General features: G+C 72.7%; 9 protein-coding genes, 1 tRNA gene and 1 pseudogene. 5 read left to right on the plus strand and 6 right to left on the minus strand.

Features of this window, described 5'->3' with window-relative positions; genetic code table 11:
• The first annotated feature begins 22 nt into the window (after window positions 1–22).
• The 3 genes from OHT52_RS00385 to OHT52_RS00395 all read left to right on the plus strand — a co-directional run bounded on the left by OHT52_RS00385 (window position 23) and on the right by OHT52_RS00395 (window position 1800).
• Window positions 23–985 (plus strand): serine/arginine repetitive matrix protein 2, encoded by a 963-nt coding sequence (locus OHT52_RS00385; RefSeq protein WP_328718046.1) that lies wholly within the window; start codon window positions 23–25, stop codon window positions 983–985.
• A gap of 64 nt (window positions 986–1049) precedes the next feature.
• Window positions 1050–1361, plus strand: coding sequence for a hypothetical protein (locus tag OHT52_RS00390; protein ID WP_328718048.1), 312 nt, complete (start codon window positions 1050–1052; stop codon window positions 1359–1361).
• 103 nt (window positions 1362–1464) lie between these two features.
• Window positions 1465–1800 (plus strand): hypothetical protein, encoded by a 336-nt coding sequence (locus OHT52_RS00395; protein WP_266712146.1) that lies wholly within the window; start codon window positions 1465–1467, stop codon window positions 1798–1800.
• Between the two features lie 70 nt (window positions 1801–1870).
• Here the strand turns inward: OHT52_RS00395 and OHT52_RS00400 are convergent, their stop codons facing one another.
• The 3 genes from OHT52_RS00400 to OHT52_RS00410 are packed head-to-tail and all read right to left on the minus strand — an operon-like array spanning window position 1871 to window position 8525.
• Complete coding sequence (locus OHT52_RS00400; RefSeq protein ID WP_328718049.1) at window positions 1871–6463, minus strand: FtsK/SpoIIIE domain-containing protein; 4593 nt, start codon at window positions 6461–6463, stop codon at window positions 1871–1873.
• Window positions 6464–6483: 20 nt separating this feature from the next.
• Entirely contained in the window at window positions 6484–8013 is a 1530-nt protein-coding gene (locus OHT52_RS00405) for a hypothetical protein (protein ID WP_328718050.1), read from the minus strand.
• Window positions 8010–8525 (minus strand): sigma-70 family RNA polymerase sigma factor, encoded by a 516-nt coding sequence (locus OHT52_RS00410; RefSeq protein ID WP_328718051.1) that lies wholly within the window; start codon window positions 8523–8525, stop codon window positions 8010–8012. The genes OHT52_RS00405 and OHT52_RS00410 overlap by 4 nt, the downstream gene beginning before the upstream one ends.
• A gap of 279 nt (window positions 8526–8804) precedes the next feature.
• Here OHT52_RS00410 and OHT52_RS00415 point away from each other — a divergent pair, with 279 nt between their 5' ends.
• The gene (locus tag OHT52_RS00415; RefSeq protein WP_328718052.1) at window positions 8805–9767 is read left to right on the plus strand and encodes a hypothetical protein; all 963 of its coding nucleotides are present in this window, start codon (window positions 8805–8807) and stop codon (window positions 9765–9767) included.
• 40 nt (window positions 9768–9807) lie between these two features.
• Here OHT52_RS00415 and OHT52_RS00420 read toward each other — a convergent pair.
• The 3 genes and pseudogenes from OHT52_RS00420 to OHT52_RS00430 form a co-directional block, all read right to left on the minus strand.
• A pseudogene (locus OHT52_RS00420) lies at window positions 9808–9939 on the minus strand (EstA family serine hydrolase); the annotation flags it as partial.
• A gap of 186 nt (window positions 9940–10125) precedes the next feature.
• Window positions 10126–10199 (minus strand) — tRNA-Pro (locus OHT52_RS00425).
• Between the two features lie 50 nt (window positions 10200–10249).
• Window positions 10250–12895 carry an ATP-binding protein gene (locus OHT52_RS00430; RefSeq protein ID WP_328718053.1) on the minus strand — a complete coding sequence of 882 codons (2646 nt, stop codon included), beginning with the start codon at window positions 12893–12895 and terminating at the stop codon, window positions 10250–10252.
• Between the two features lie 118 nt (window positions 12896–13013).
• Here OHT52_RS00430 and OHT52_RS00435 point away from each other — a divergent pair, with 118 nt between their 5' ends.
• Window positions 13014–13538, plus strand: coding sequence for a DUF309 domain-containing protein (locus OHT52_RS00435; RefSeq protein ID WP_328718054.1), 525 nt, complete (start codon window positions 13014–13016; stop codon window positions 13536–13538).
• Window positions 13539–13603 lie beyond the last annotated feature (65 nt).

The raw sequence follows: 13603 nt of genomic DNA on the forward strand, positions 1-13603 counted from the left end.
TACGAGCAGGAAGGAGGTGGCCGTGGCCGACATCACCTCGGACTTCGCCATCGACTACGGGTTGCTCCACGAGGTCCAGTCGAAGCTCCGTGATCTGGCGTCCCAGGCGGGAGCGGGAGCGGGCGACGGCTCCTACAAAAGCCTGGGCGACGCGAAGTCCAGCGAGCGCCGCAGGATCCTCGGGAACGCGAATCTCTCGGCGGAGTTCAACTACTTCTACTCCTTCTCGAAGAGGCGCCAGGGAAAGGCCAAGGACGGCCTGAACGAACTGGCCGAACTCTTCAAGAGCGTCTCCGACGTGTTCTTCGACGCCGACTCCCAGATCAGCGGCAGCGCCGGAGTCATGGGCAAGTCGATCGGGCTGGAGGACTGGAAGAACAAGAAGGAGGCGTACGACGACTGGGTGCAGGACAAGAAGGAGTGGGACGACTTCCTGAAGAGCATCGGCGCCTCCGACTACTTCGAGAAGAACCCGGACGCGAGCATCCGCATGGTCTGCAACGCCGATGACGCACCCGGCTGGTGCCAGGCGTGGCGCGATGCGGACGACCCGCCGCTGAAGCCCGGCGACGCGCCGCCCAAGCCGCCGGACACTCCGCCGACCCACTACCACTCCGAGACGACGACCGGTTCCGTCGACGTCGATCTGGTCCTCGACAAGGACGACAACGTCATCACGGAGACGTCCACCGTCAAGACCAACGGGCAGACGTTCACCACGTCCACCACCTACGAGCAGGGCGCGCCGAAGATGGTCGACCCGCCCGGCGACGGCAAGCCGTACGACACCCGCGACTACACGGTGACCACCACCGGCGGCGACGGCAAGACCAGCACCTCGACGGTGGTGATCAACGACGACGGCTCCGGGACGATGAAGGTCGTCCAGGACGACGAGACCACCCAGTACACCCGCTCGGGTCCCACCGCCGAGTGGGAGGAGGTCGTCGAGGAGGAGGACGACTACTCGTACACCTACGCCTGACGCGCACCGCGGTTTTGCCCGCAGCACCTACTCGAAGCTCCGCCCGACAGAGGGAGAACCACTCGTGGTAGCCAACATCCGCCTTTCCTACGCCGAGATCGACCGGGTCGCCGGCATGCTCAACACCAGCGTCGACGTCACCCTGGTGCCCCGGATGACGGAGGCCAAGAAGGAGGTGGACAGTCTGCTGTCCACCTTCCTCGTCCTGGAGAAGAGCAGCCCCGCCCTCCAGCAGCAGTACGAGAAGTTCAACACCGCCCTGACGCAGGCGACGGAGTCCATCAAGGGCTACGCCAAGCAGTTCCAGGCGATCAAGGAGTCGGTCCAGGGCATGGACGCCGACCTGGCCGAGAAGGTCAACAGCAGCGGCAACTGATCGGCCCGGGGCCGTGTCCGACCATTCCCGCCGGGCGGGAATGGTCGGACACGGCCTGGCGCCTCGTACGACGCAGGGACACTCAACAGAAAGGGCTGTCAGGATGCCTGTCGGCAATGACGACGTCGTATTCGACTACGACGAGATCTTCAGCGGCTGTACCACCATGGGCAACAAGCTCACGGACATATCGAACGAGCTGACCTCGCTGGAGGGCACCGTCAGCGGTCTGCTCCAGAACGGCCTGGTCTTCGAGAAGGCGAGCCCCGTCATGCGGGACGCCTACAACGAGTTCAGCAAGCAGATGAAGACCTCCGCGGCCAACATCGCCTCGTACGCGGACAACTTCAAGAAGATCGCCGAGTCGATGGGGCAGTCCGACTCGCAGATCGTCGAGGAGATCAAGAAGGCGCAGGCCGAGGCCGCCGCACAGAAGTGACGTTCCCCGGGTGAGACGTACGTCGAAGGGCCGGGCCAGGTGGCCCGGCCCTTCGACGCCGCCGCGATCTTCAGGCGTCCAGGACCGTCAGCGGCACCTGCACGGCGATGGCGCTGCCGTTCTCGCCCGCCGTCCAGCCGCGTCCCGCCCCCAGCTGTGTACGGATCTGGTCGCCGGAGATGCGGGACCCGATGAGGTCGCCCTCGCCGGGGCTCTTGGGGCCGAGGAGCAGCCCGCGCCGGGCCCGGCGGGCCGTACCCACCCAGCCCAGCGAGTGCATCGACTCCGGCAGGCCGGCCAGCAGCAGGCCCTGCATGTGGTCCCGCCCGGACGTGGCCACCTGCCGCAGGGTGCGGTCGGCGTCCGCCGCCAGCAGCAGGTCCGCGTCGTCCACGACCACGACCACCGGCTGTCCCGCGACGGCGTTCAGGGCTTCGGTGAGCGCCTCGTTGGAGGGGTCCGGCTCGCGGAACACGTGGGCCAGGTCGTGCGCGGCGAGCCGGCGCAGCTGTGACTCGCGCGGGGTGATCACGATCAGCCGGGTGCCGCCGAGCAGCAGGGAGACGGACATCGCGGCGAGCGCGGTGCTGCGGCCGGTCCGGGGCGGTCCCGCGACGACGAAGGAGCCGCCGCCCTCCTGGAAGTCGTAGCCGATCGGGCCGACCGCGTCGCCGCCGACGCCCATCAGCGCCCACAACGGGCGCAGTTGAGCCTTGGGGATCTGGTCGACGGCCTCCTGGAAGCCGATCAGGGTGGGCATCTCGCCGATCTTGAACGGCCGCTTCCGCGAGGGCACCTCGCTCTCCCGCGCCCAGGCCTGCTTGCCGATGCCGCGCAGCGCGTCACCCTGGTCGGGCCTCTCGGGCGAGATGGTCGGCAGTAGCGCGATCTGCGCCTCGACCCCGCCCGGCGCGTGCCAGCCTCGGCCCGGTGCCACGTGGGCGGGGACCCGGTCCCGGCCCATGCCGACGACGTTGTAGTCGCTGGGGTCGGTCTGCCGGAGCACGAGACGCTTGTCGTTGTGCGCGGCCAGACGGCCCCCGAGCAGGACGCGTTCGGAGGTGGCTATCACGTGGATGCCCGCCGCGACGCCCTCGCGGAGCAACCGCACCACGTCGGAGTAGACCCGGCCGCCGTCGTAGTCGTCGAGGAGCTGGCTCAGCGCGTCCCAGCCGTCGATGAAGAGGACCAGATGGGCGGGGCGTCGGGCCGCGGACAGCTTGGCGCGCAGTTCGTTGATGCCCGCGCAGTCGTGCTGGGACAGCAGACGCTGGCGGATCGTCAACTCCGCGACCAGGCGATTGACCAGCCGCTCCATCCGCTCCGTGTCGTGGCGGGAGACCACGCCCCCGCAGTGCGGCAGGGCCTCCAGTGCGGCGAGACCGCCGCCGGCCGCGTCGATCGCGTACATGTGCAGGTCGCCGCTGTCGATGCACAGGGCGGTGGATCCGGCGATGGTGCGCAGCACCTGAGTGCGGCCGGAGCGCGGGGCGCCGATGACGTAGAGGTGCCCGAAGGCCGACCACTGGATGGCGCCGAGGCGCCGCTGCTGGAGTGAGGGGATGTCGAGGAGCGCGTAGGGGACCGCCGGGAGCTCGCCCTCCGCGGGCTCCGGGGGCGCGGGAAGCTCCTCCAGGCCGATCTGCTCGTCCAGGGGCGGCAGCCAGGGCCTGGGCTGCCGGGTGAAGTCCTCCAGCCGTCCGGTGGCCTCGATCAGGGTGTCGACCAGGGCCTTCAGGTCGGTGGGGAGCTCCTCCGGGGCGGGTCCCGTCATCGCCTCGGGGTCGTCGTCGGAGTGTTCGGGCAGGGCCGGGGGCCGGCCCAGGCGCTGCCAGGTCAGTTCGGAGCTCCGGATCGGCCGGAGTGGACGGTCGGGGACGGCCGCCGGGTCGGGGGCGGCGCCTCCGCGCTCGGCGCCCACGTAGGCCGTCTGGAAGGGCACCGGGGCGGCCGAACCGCGCCGGACCAGGGCCCGGCCGGGGTGGTTCGCCGAGATACCGGCGGCGTCCGGGGCGTCGATGATGTCCTGGCTCTCGGAGCGGTCGGTCACCCGCAGGGAGATCCGCAGGTTGGTGTTGGCACGGATCTCGTTGCTCACCGATCCGCCGGGCCGCTGGGTGGCGAGGACCAGGTGCAGGCCCAGCGAACGGCCGCGTTGGGCGAGGCTGATCAAGCCGGGTACGAACTCCGGGAGTTCGCGCACCACGGTGGCGAACTCGTCGATGATGATGAGCAGTCGGGGCAGTGCGGGGAGCCTCGGGTCACGGGGCCGCTTGGCCCGGTACTCGGTGTGGTCCTTGGCCTCCACCTCGTTGAGCAGGATCTCCCGGCGCCGCAGTTCGGCGTCGAGCGAGGCCAGGGCCCGGCGGACCAGGTGCCCGTCCAGGTCGGTGATCATGCCGAGGGTGTGCGGCAGCCGGTCGCATTCGCGGAAGGCGCTGCCGCCCTTGTAGTCGACCAGGACGAAGGCGAGTTCGTCGGGCCGGTTGCCGGCGGCCAGCGAGGCGATCATGGTCTGGAGCAGCTCGGACTTGCCGGAGCCGGTGGTGCCGCCGATCAGGCCGTGCGGCCCGTCGCGGACCAGGTCGATGGTGAGCGGGCCGTCGTATCCGGAGCCCACGACGAAGGAGCTGGTGGCGGGCCGGCGGGCCCACGCCCGGACGAAGGCGGCCGGGTCCGGCGGCTCGTGGCCGATCAGCGGCAGCAGCTGGACGTCCTCCGGCAGTCCGGAGTCGCTGTCGACGGTGACGTCGCGCAGCGGTGCGAGGGCCCTCCCGACCTCCTCGCACCACTGCGCGTCGACCTGGTCGGCCCGGACGTCCTCCACGGCCGGCACGCCGGAGGTACGGACGGTCAGCCGGTTGCCGGTGGTGGTGACGACGGCCGTGCACTCCTCGGGGAGCAGCCGCTCGCGCTCGTCGACGCAGAGGCTGAACACCCGGGCGGCGGGCCCGGCGGTGAGCAGGTGGACCACGCCCGGGACGTCGCGGAGCCTGCGCGCACCGTCCAGGACGACCATGATGTCGGGTTCCCGTTGGAGCGAGCGGCTCAGGGCGGAGGTGTTGTTGTCCGAGCGGTTCTGGATCTCGCCGATCAGCTCGTTCACCCGGTGCGCGGTGCTCTCCGGGTCGTTGCCGAGGCTGACGACGGCGGCGCCGGGGCGGGTGGAGCGCAGGTGCGGCAGCCAGCGCACCCAGTTCCAGGCCTCCGCGTGCTCGCGGTCGGTGAGGACGACGATCCGCAGGTCGCGGGGGCTGTGCAGGACGGCCGCCTGGGCGACGGCCCAGGCGGCCAGGGCGCGCGGGGCGGCGCCGGGACCGCTGATGCCGACGACCCCGTGCTCGGCCAGTTCGATGCCGAAGGGGGCGTCGGCGATCCGCCAGTGCACCTGGCGGTGGTTGGCGTCGCGGGCGCCGTCGTCGATGCGTTTGAGCGAGGGCCGGGTCAGGGTGCCGACGCGCAGGGTGAGGTGGTCGGGGTCGCGGCGCCGCCGCTGCCACAGTCCCTTGCCGGGCCCGGAGGCGGTCAGCAGCACCGAGGCCGGGTCGGGGAAGGTGTCGGCCCTCAGCTTCCTCTCGTCGATGGTCGCCTGACGCATCTCCAGCTCCGTCCAGGAGCGGCGGACCAGGTAGATCCGGAGGTTCTCCTCGTACTGCTTGCGCCCCGTGCGCCGGCCGGAGACCCAGTTGCCGACGGCCATCAGCGGCGTCAGCAGGATGAAGACGACGAAGTACAGGCTGCGGAAGAGGAACATCATGACCAGGCCCATGATCAGCGGCGAGATCATCATCAGGAACGGGAAGGGCCGCTTGGTGTTGTCGGCGGGCGGGCCCTGCATGGTCATCGACTCGGTGTCCAGGTGCGGGACGATCCGCGGCGGCCGGTTGTACTCGATGCCCACGCCGTCGGCGGCCCGGTTCACGGCCGCGTCCGCCTCGAAGGGCCGGCTCAGGCGCAGCAGATGGTCGCCGAGGGACAGGTCGGCGTACGCGGGCCACTCGACGGAGCCGTCGTCCGGCAGCGGCAGCTTCCCGACGGGCGGCAGCGGCGGCGGAACGGGGTGGCCGTCGGGGCCCGGCGGGGCGGGCTCCGGCGTGTGACCGCCGGGGCCGCCGTCCTGCGGGCCGGCGGGCTCCTCGGCGGTGAGCGGGGTGCCGGTGGTCGGGTCGACCGGCGGGGGCGGGGCGAGACTGCGCAGCCCGCACTCGGCGTCCGCGTCGGGGGCGAGCCGCAGGGTCACCCGCCCGTCGGTGCCCACCGTGATCCAGGTGCCCCGCGCGGGCGCCCCGCCGCCGTCCAGGCTGAGGACGCAGCCGCGGTCGGTACCGGCCTCGTGGTCACCGGGGCCGAGCCGCCAGACCCTGCCCGCGCCCGGTCCGCCGACGTGCTGGATCTCGACGAGGACGGGGTCGGAGTCGGGCGGTCGCCACGCCTCGGACGCCCCGGCCGGGTAGGGCACCGGGACGCCCAGGCCGACCACCGAGCCCTCGCGCAGTCCGCTGCCCCGCACGGGGAGGTCGGGGTGGAGCGGACTGCTCCCGAGATACAGCTCGGCGGATCCCAGCGCCTCGCCGAGGGCGGCGAGGTCGGCGCCGTCGGGGAGGTCCAGCAGGTGGTCCGCGCGGTGGCCCCGGGCGTCGACGGTGGAGAGGGTGAGTCTCACGGCACTCCTTGCGGTGGCTTTCAGCGGTGTCGTGGGGGCGGGGCGGAGGGCACCCCGGCATCCGGATCGGGCTCCCCGCCCGGCCCGTGGGGTCCGGGACCGTCCGGCCCGTCGGGTCCGTCCGGTCCGCCGGGGTCGGCGACCAGCCCGGACCAGGCTCCCGGGTCAGGGTCGGAGCCGGCCCAGATGACGGGTGGTACCGGGCCGTCGGTGCCGGGCTCCGGCGGGTGCCCCGGCCCGCCGTGTGCGGGCGCCGGCGCGGGAGGCTGTGCGCGCTCCGGGTCCCGGCCGGCCGGGGCCCCGGCGGCCGGGTGCGTCTCCGGGCCTGCGGCGGCCCGCACCCTCGGCCGCGGGATGGGCAGCGAGACGCCGGCCGGAACGGGGGTGGGCCCGGCCGACGCCTCGCTGGTCTTCGGTGCCGTGCGCCGCATCTCCCGGGCGGCGGGGGCCGCGGTCGGCACCCCCTCGTCCGGGTCGGCCTCGCTCGGCCCTGCGGGGACGGCCTCGTCCTCTTCCGCGAAGAGCGGCCGCATCCCGTCCGCCGAGGGGGCGGGCGGATGCACCGGCGGGATCCGCTTCAAGGTTCGGGACACCGCGCGCGGCAGGGCGTGCGACAGCAGCAGCAGCGGCGTGCCGGGGAGCGCGAGCTGCCCGTACCGGTCGGCGTGCAGCCGCCGTACGTATCCGCGTCCGGAGCCGAGGACCAGCACCCGCAGCGCCGGCACCGCCGCCGGGGGCCCCGCCATCTCGGGCGGGAGCGGGTCCGGCAGCTCGCGCGCCGCCAGGAACGGGGGTGTACCCAGCCGGGCCGGTGTCTCCCTGGCCCTCCGGTACGCCTCCCGCACCGGCTCGCCCGGGTATCCGCGCAGCACGCCCTCGGCCACGACCGTCTGCCCGGGCGGCAGCCGCCGCCCCAACTGCGCGGCGAGGGTGGGCAGCAGTGCCGCGCGGGCCCGCTCGTCCCCGTCCAGTGCCAGGGTCGGCGGCCCCGTCGCCAGATCCAGGAAGGCGCACCGGCCGGCGGGCTCGTCCTCGGCGCCGATCGCGACCACGACCGGCCGGTTCAGCCCCGCCTCCGGCACCACGGCGGGAAGCTCCGACCGCAGGACCGTCCAGCGCAGCGGATCGTCGGCTTCGGCCTCCGCGGCCCAGGGTTCGGGCGCCGGGGGAACGTGCCGCCCTGCCAGCAGGACGGTGACCGTCCGGTCGTCGACGAGCACCCCGTACGGCACGGCGGGCGCGGCCGCGAGCCGCGCCGCGGACAGGGCCCGTTCGGCGTCGCGCCAGCTCTCGGGCGAGCGGAGCCGCCGCACCAGGATGCGCAGCACCCGGCGGTAGCGCAGCCAGGCCCGCGCCGGGGAGGCGAACGCCGCACCGGTGAGGGCGGTCTCCCGCGCCACGCGCCGGCCGGCCGCCTTCCAGCCGCCCAGCTTCATGGCGAAGTGCCGGACCAGCAGGAAGAGCAGGAAGGCCACGCACACCAGGAGGGTCCACCGGATGATGCCGTCCCGGTGGTCGGAGATCCAGCGGATCGGGTCGACGCCGTTCACGCGGCCAACTCCCTGCGCAGGGCCCGCAGGGCGTAGTGGGTACGGGACTTGACCGTTCCCGGGGATATCCCTATCTCCCGGGCGGTCTCGTCCCTCGGGCGGTCGCAGAGGTGGACCCGTACGACCACCTCCCGGTGCTCCTGCGACAGCCGGGCCAGCGCCTTGCGCACCACGTGGCGGTCGACCACTTGCTCCGCCAGGTCGCACTCCCCGCTGCGGCTCAGCAGCTGCTGCGGCAGCGCGCCCACGGGCACCGCGCGGTCGCGGCGGTGCATGTCGATGGCCAGGTTGCGGGCGACGGTGTACAGCCAGGCGAGCAGCCGCTCGTCGTCGTCGACCGGCACGGCGGCCGGTGGCCGCTTCCAGGCGCGCAGGAGGGTCTCCTGGACGATGTCCTCCGCCCGGTACGGGTCCCCGGTGAGCCGGTTCGCGAACCTCAGGAGCAACGCCCGGTGGCGCTCGGCCGTGGCGGGTCGAGAGGACGAATCTGGTGTGCCGTGAGCATCGATCACTGTTTCGCTCCACATCGCCCGGGGGCGGAGAATCAAGGGCACGGGGGAATGCCCTCTCATGTTCTTTCTGTTCACGGTGACGTTCAGTCAACGTAGATCCACAGACGCTTGTTGATGCTCAGTAAAAGCTCAGAACATTGCAGATCTCGAAACTCGCGGCGACAAACCCGCGTTAGGGTGGCGCCCCGGGCCGACCCCCGGCCGGCGGACATCCCGACAGCGGGGGACCCGATCCGCTCCTGCCCGCTCCGCGACCGTCGACTGGAGCCAATCACCCCCATGAACTCGCAGTCCGAGCACTCGAAGCAGCCCCTGGAACCCCGGTCGTCCCCGGACCCGACGACCCCGGCCGGACCGTCCCCGGCCGGGCCGGACTTCGCCGACGCCTTCCGCCGCCGCCGCGTCCGCGGGCCCCGGGGAATGGCCCCCGGACGCCGCGTCTGGACCACGCTGGGCTGGACGGCCGCGGCGGTGGCCGCGCCCCTCGCGCTCACCGCCGCACTGGCGGGCGACGGCGCCGGTGACCTCGGTGACAGCCAGGAAGCGGCGGCCGCCCGCGTCCTCCCGCCGCCCCCGGCCGTCGTCGTCTCCCCCACCCCGGCGGCCTCGGCGTCGCCCACCCCGAAGGCCTCCCCCACCCCGACGGCCTCCCCCACCCCGGTGGCGGCGCCGCTGCCCGCCGCTCCCGCACAGGCCTACCAGCCCCCGCTCCCCGCCGCGCCCGCTCCGCAGAAGACGGTGCCCGCCACCCCGAAGCCGTCGGCGGCCGCTCCCATACCGCAGACCGCGGCCCTGACCGTGTCGCGCCTCGCGGCCCGGCAGCCGGGGCGGCACATCTGCTACCGCGCCTACGTCGAGGGCAACGGCTGGCAGAGCGTGGTGTGCGACGGCGGTACGACCGGCATCACGGGCAAGAAGATCAAGGCCCTCAACATCGCGGTGTCCGGTACGAAGGGCACCGCCGGCAATGCTTTCGTACACGATGACGAGTGGAAGACCCCCTGGAACGGTGTGGCCGACGGGATCGACAACTACATCGGCAGCACGGCCAAGAACTATCCCTACATGCTCGGCTTCGTCATCAACGTCGGTGACGGCGCGGTCTGCCAGAGCGCCCGGGTGCGCTCGGGCTGGGGCGGTCTCGCCTGTGACAAGCCGATCGGCCAGGCCTCCGGGAACTACATATTCGGCGGCACCCTGAACAACGACTCCTGGCTGGAAGCCGTGCGCTTCACGGTGTGAGCGCGGGGCCGCCGGTACGACGCGGCGGCCCGAGTCCCCGTCAGGCGCCCCGGGCCGCCCGTACCACCGCCTCCACCAGGCGCGTGTTCTCGGGCGCCTCGCCACCCGGGTAGGCGTACCGGCGGCGGGTGTACCCGTACGCGATGCCCGGCTCCGGGTCGGCGAACGCCTCGTACAGCTCCTGGATCGATCGGCCGGTGGCCAGCCGCATCACGTCGCCGGCCGGCGCGCCGATCACCACGGCGTGGTAGCCGTACGCCGCGCCAGGCTTCCAGAACGGTTCCTGCCGCCCCCCAAAAAGATCAAGGGCCGGTTTCGGATTGCTCCGAAACCGGCCCTGATCTGCGACTGTCTCCAGTCGGGACGACAGGATTTGAACCTGCGACCCCTTGACCCCCAGTCAAGTGCGCTACCAAGCTGCGCCACGTCCCGCTGCGTTTCCTCCCGGTTTTCCCGGTCGGCCGCGCAGGGAAAACATTACCTCACTCCGAGGGTCGAATTGACGCGCGTGCCTGCTGGGCACGGTTGGCGAGTCCGTCGGCACCGCAGGCGAGGGCCAGTTTGTGGGCGCGGCCGAGCTCCCGAGTGCTGCGGATCGCGATGCCGTACTCGTACCGGGCGAGCGCGTGCTCGTACTCGGAGGTGGACGCCTCCAGGTGGCGTACGGCGTCGGCCAGCAGCTTCTCGGCCTCTTCGGCGGGTGCGAACACCGCGAGGCAGCGCAGGGCCTCACCGATCGCGGTGTCCGTTCCGAAGCGTTCCGCGTGCGTCCTCGCCTGGGCGGCGATCTCCGCACCCTTGACCGGGTCCGTGTCGCGCAGCGCGCGGGCCAGGTCGAACGCCCAGGGCGCCCAGACACCGTTGTGCCGCTGACGCGCCTCCAGCGCGAGCCCCGCCGCTTCGAGCTCGGCGATGGCCTCCTCGGTCCGTCCCTCGGCCAGTAGCAGACGGCCGCTGATGCACGGGGCGTCCGGGAGGACCATGGCGCTGGGGTACGGGGCACCGAACTGGTACTGGTCCGCGACCTTGCGGGCGTCGGCCGTACGACCCCGCGCGAGCAGGGTGTCGATGAGGAGGCACGCCGCGTCCCAGTGGACGGGAAGGCCGCTGCCGACACGGTCGGCGAGCCGCAGTCCTTCGCGCAGGAAGCCCTCGGCCTCCGCGAGCCTTCCGCGACGGCGGGCGACGAGGCCGAGCAGAGTATGGGCGAAGGCGAGGTGCGCGCCGCTCCAGCCGGAGATCTCGAAGGCCCGCACCGCTTCGCCGAACAGGCTCTGGGCCCGCTCGTAGTGGTCGGTGAAGGCATAGGTGATGCCGACCATGGTGGGGAACTCGAATCCCCACTCCGGGTCCGTCCAGCCGAGGCCACGGGCCGGGCTGCCGTCGACCAGCGCGCGTTCGCAGTACTCGACGACGAGCTCGGCGCTCTCGCCCCGCATCATCGCGTCGAAGGCGCGCAGGGTGATCAGGGCGCGCTCGGGGTTGTCCCGGCCTTCCAGATGGTTCGCGTTGCCGGCGAGCCTGCGCGAGCGGGCCGCACCGTCGTACTCCTCCCGCTGCATCCCCTCCCACTGGAAGTGCGCGGCCTGCAGACGCATCAGGCCCGGCCCGGGAGCGGTACGTGCCGACTCCGCCGCGAGGGTGTCGGCCGCCTCCTTGAGCTCGTTGTTGTGGGCCAGCGCGGCGGCGAGCCGGAAGATCGCGTCCACCCGCTGACGGTCGTCCAGACCTGGTGTGTCGACAGCGTTCCGCAGATGGCGCACGGTGGTGGCGGGCGAGCTGAGGAGCGTCGCGCACCCCAGTTCGTAGAGGATCAGCGCGTGGTCCTCGGGCCGGGGCGGCTCTTCCACGGCGCGTTCCAGACAGCGCCGGGCGGCTTCCGGAGCACCGACCGCGAGATGGTGCCTGGCCGCCTCGCGGAGCTGTCTGACCACACCCTGGTCGTCGTCCGGGTGTACTTCGAGCAGATGGCGCGAGGCCGCCGCGACGCCGTGTCCGGCGTCGGTGAGGGCCCAGGCCGCCCGCCCGTGCATGGCCGTCCGGGTGGCCCCAGGGATCGAGTCGTAGATGGTCGAGGCGATGAGCGGGTGGACGAACTCCAGCGGGTCGAAACCGGTGACGATGCGGGCTTCGCGGAGCTTGTGGGTGCAGTCGGCGGCCTCCGCCGCGCTCATCCCCGCCAGGTTGGCCGCGATGTCCCGGGAGATCTCCGTGCCCAGTACGGCGGCGGCCCAGGCGAACCTGTTGGCGTTGGTTCCCAGCCGTTCGAGACGGGCGACGAGCCCGCGGCCCCGGGCCGAGGCGCCGAGTTCGCGCAGCTGGCCGGCGGAATCCTCCACCGGCGGCATCTCCTCGTCCTGCACCTTGGCGACCAGTTCGACCGCCTCGTAGGGGTTGCCTCCGGTGACCGCCCAGACCTCGCGGCAGAACGGATCGTCCGCGTGCTCCCCGAGGGTCTCCCGGACCAGGTGGGCGGTCGCGTCGGGGGTGAGCGCGCTCAGGGGGACGCGGACGAGCCTGGCGGGGTCGCTCGCCGCGTTCGGGTCGAACGCCCCAGCCCTGCCCCGGTCGGCCATTTCTCGTGGACGGTAGGCGGGAACGGCGAGTAAAGGCAGATCGCCGAGGTTCTCGGTGAACGAGGACAGCCAGTCGAGGGATTCGCCGTCCGCCCAGTGCGCGTCGTCCACGATGAGCAGCAGGGGCCGGTGGCTGTGCCGGATCGCGAGCTGGCGGACCACGTGGTCGAGGCCGTCCCGGACACCCTGGGGGTCCGGCTGCGGTCCGCTGGGCTGCGCGAGTCCGAGGGCGGGTGCGGTGGTCTCGTACCAGTCGCCGAACAGCTCGCGGAGCTGGTCGGTCGGGATCTGGACGAGCGCGGGTTGCAGCAGTTGGCGCACGACGTGGAACGGCACCGACGTGACGGTCTCACCGCCGCGCGCCGACCAGACGGTGCAGCGGTCGGCGGCCATGGCCCGGATCTCCGCCAGCAACGCGGTCTTGCCGAGGCCCGCCTCCCCGCTGCAGACCAGCAGGCCACCGACGGCCTGCGCGCCACAGAGCGCGGCCACCGCGTCTGCTGCTGCGGCGAGTTCGGGATCGCGCTCGTACAACGGCCGGGACGGCTTCATGCCTCCCCTTCCCCAAGGTGATGCGGACAGAGCCGAGCGTAGTCGCGCGCGGGGCGGTGCGGGCGGTGGTTCGAACAGTTCGCCGCAGGTAAGAGCCGCTCAGGTGCACAATCGAGCCGTGGACGAAACGCACAGGGACCGCGACGCCGAAGGCCGAGCGCGCAACGCGCGCCCCCGGGACGGGCTGGGTCGTCCCCTGCCCTACGGGACCGAGGGGGTCGGTCGTCAGCCCGAAGGTGTGGTGCGCTCCCCCGAGGAGACCTTGCGGGAGGCCCAGCGGCTGCTGGACGGGGGCATGCCCTTCCACGCGCACGAGGTCTTCGAGGACGCCTGGAAGTCGGGCCCCGAGGAGGACCGGGAACTATGGCGTGCCATGGCCCAGTTGGCGGTGGGCCTGACCCACGCGGCGCGCGGGAACGCGGTAGGAGGTGCCCGGTTGCTGCGCCGGGGAGCGGCGGTACTGGAGGCGTACCGCGCCCGCGGGCCGTACGGAATCGGCGTCGGCGCGCTGATCGGGTGGGCCCGGGAACTGGCGGGGCGGGTGGAGCCCCCGGAGACGGGGGCCGTTGCCCGTCCGGCGGGCCGGGGGCGCGCGACCGGCGGCGTGGACGCCGCCGCGGAGGCGCCTCGGCTCCGCCCGTAGGGGCGCCCCGGGATCGCGGCGCGTCCGCGTTCGGCCGCGTCCGGCGGTGCGGGGCCCGTTCCGGA

It is taken from the genome of Streptomyces sp. NBC_00247, assembly GCF_036188265.1.
Classification (GTDB): Bacteria; Actinomycetota; Actinomycetes; order Streptomycetales; family Streptomycetaceae; genus Streptomyces.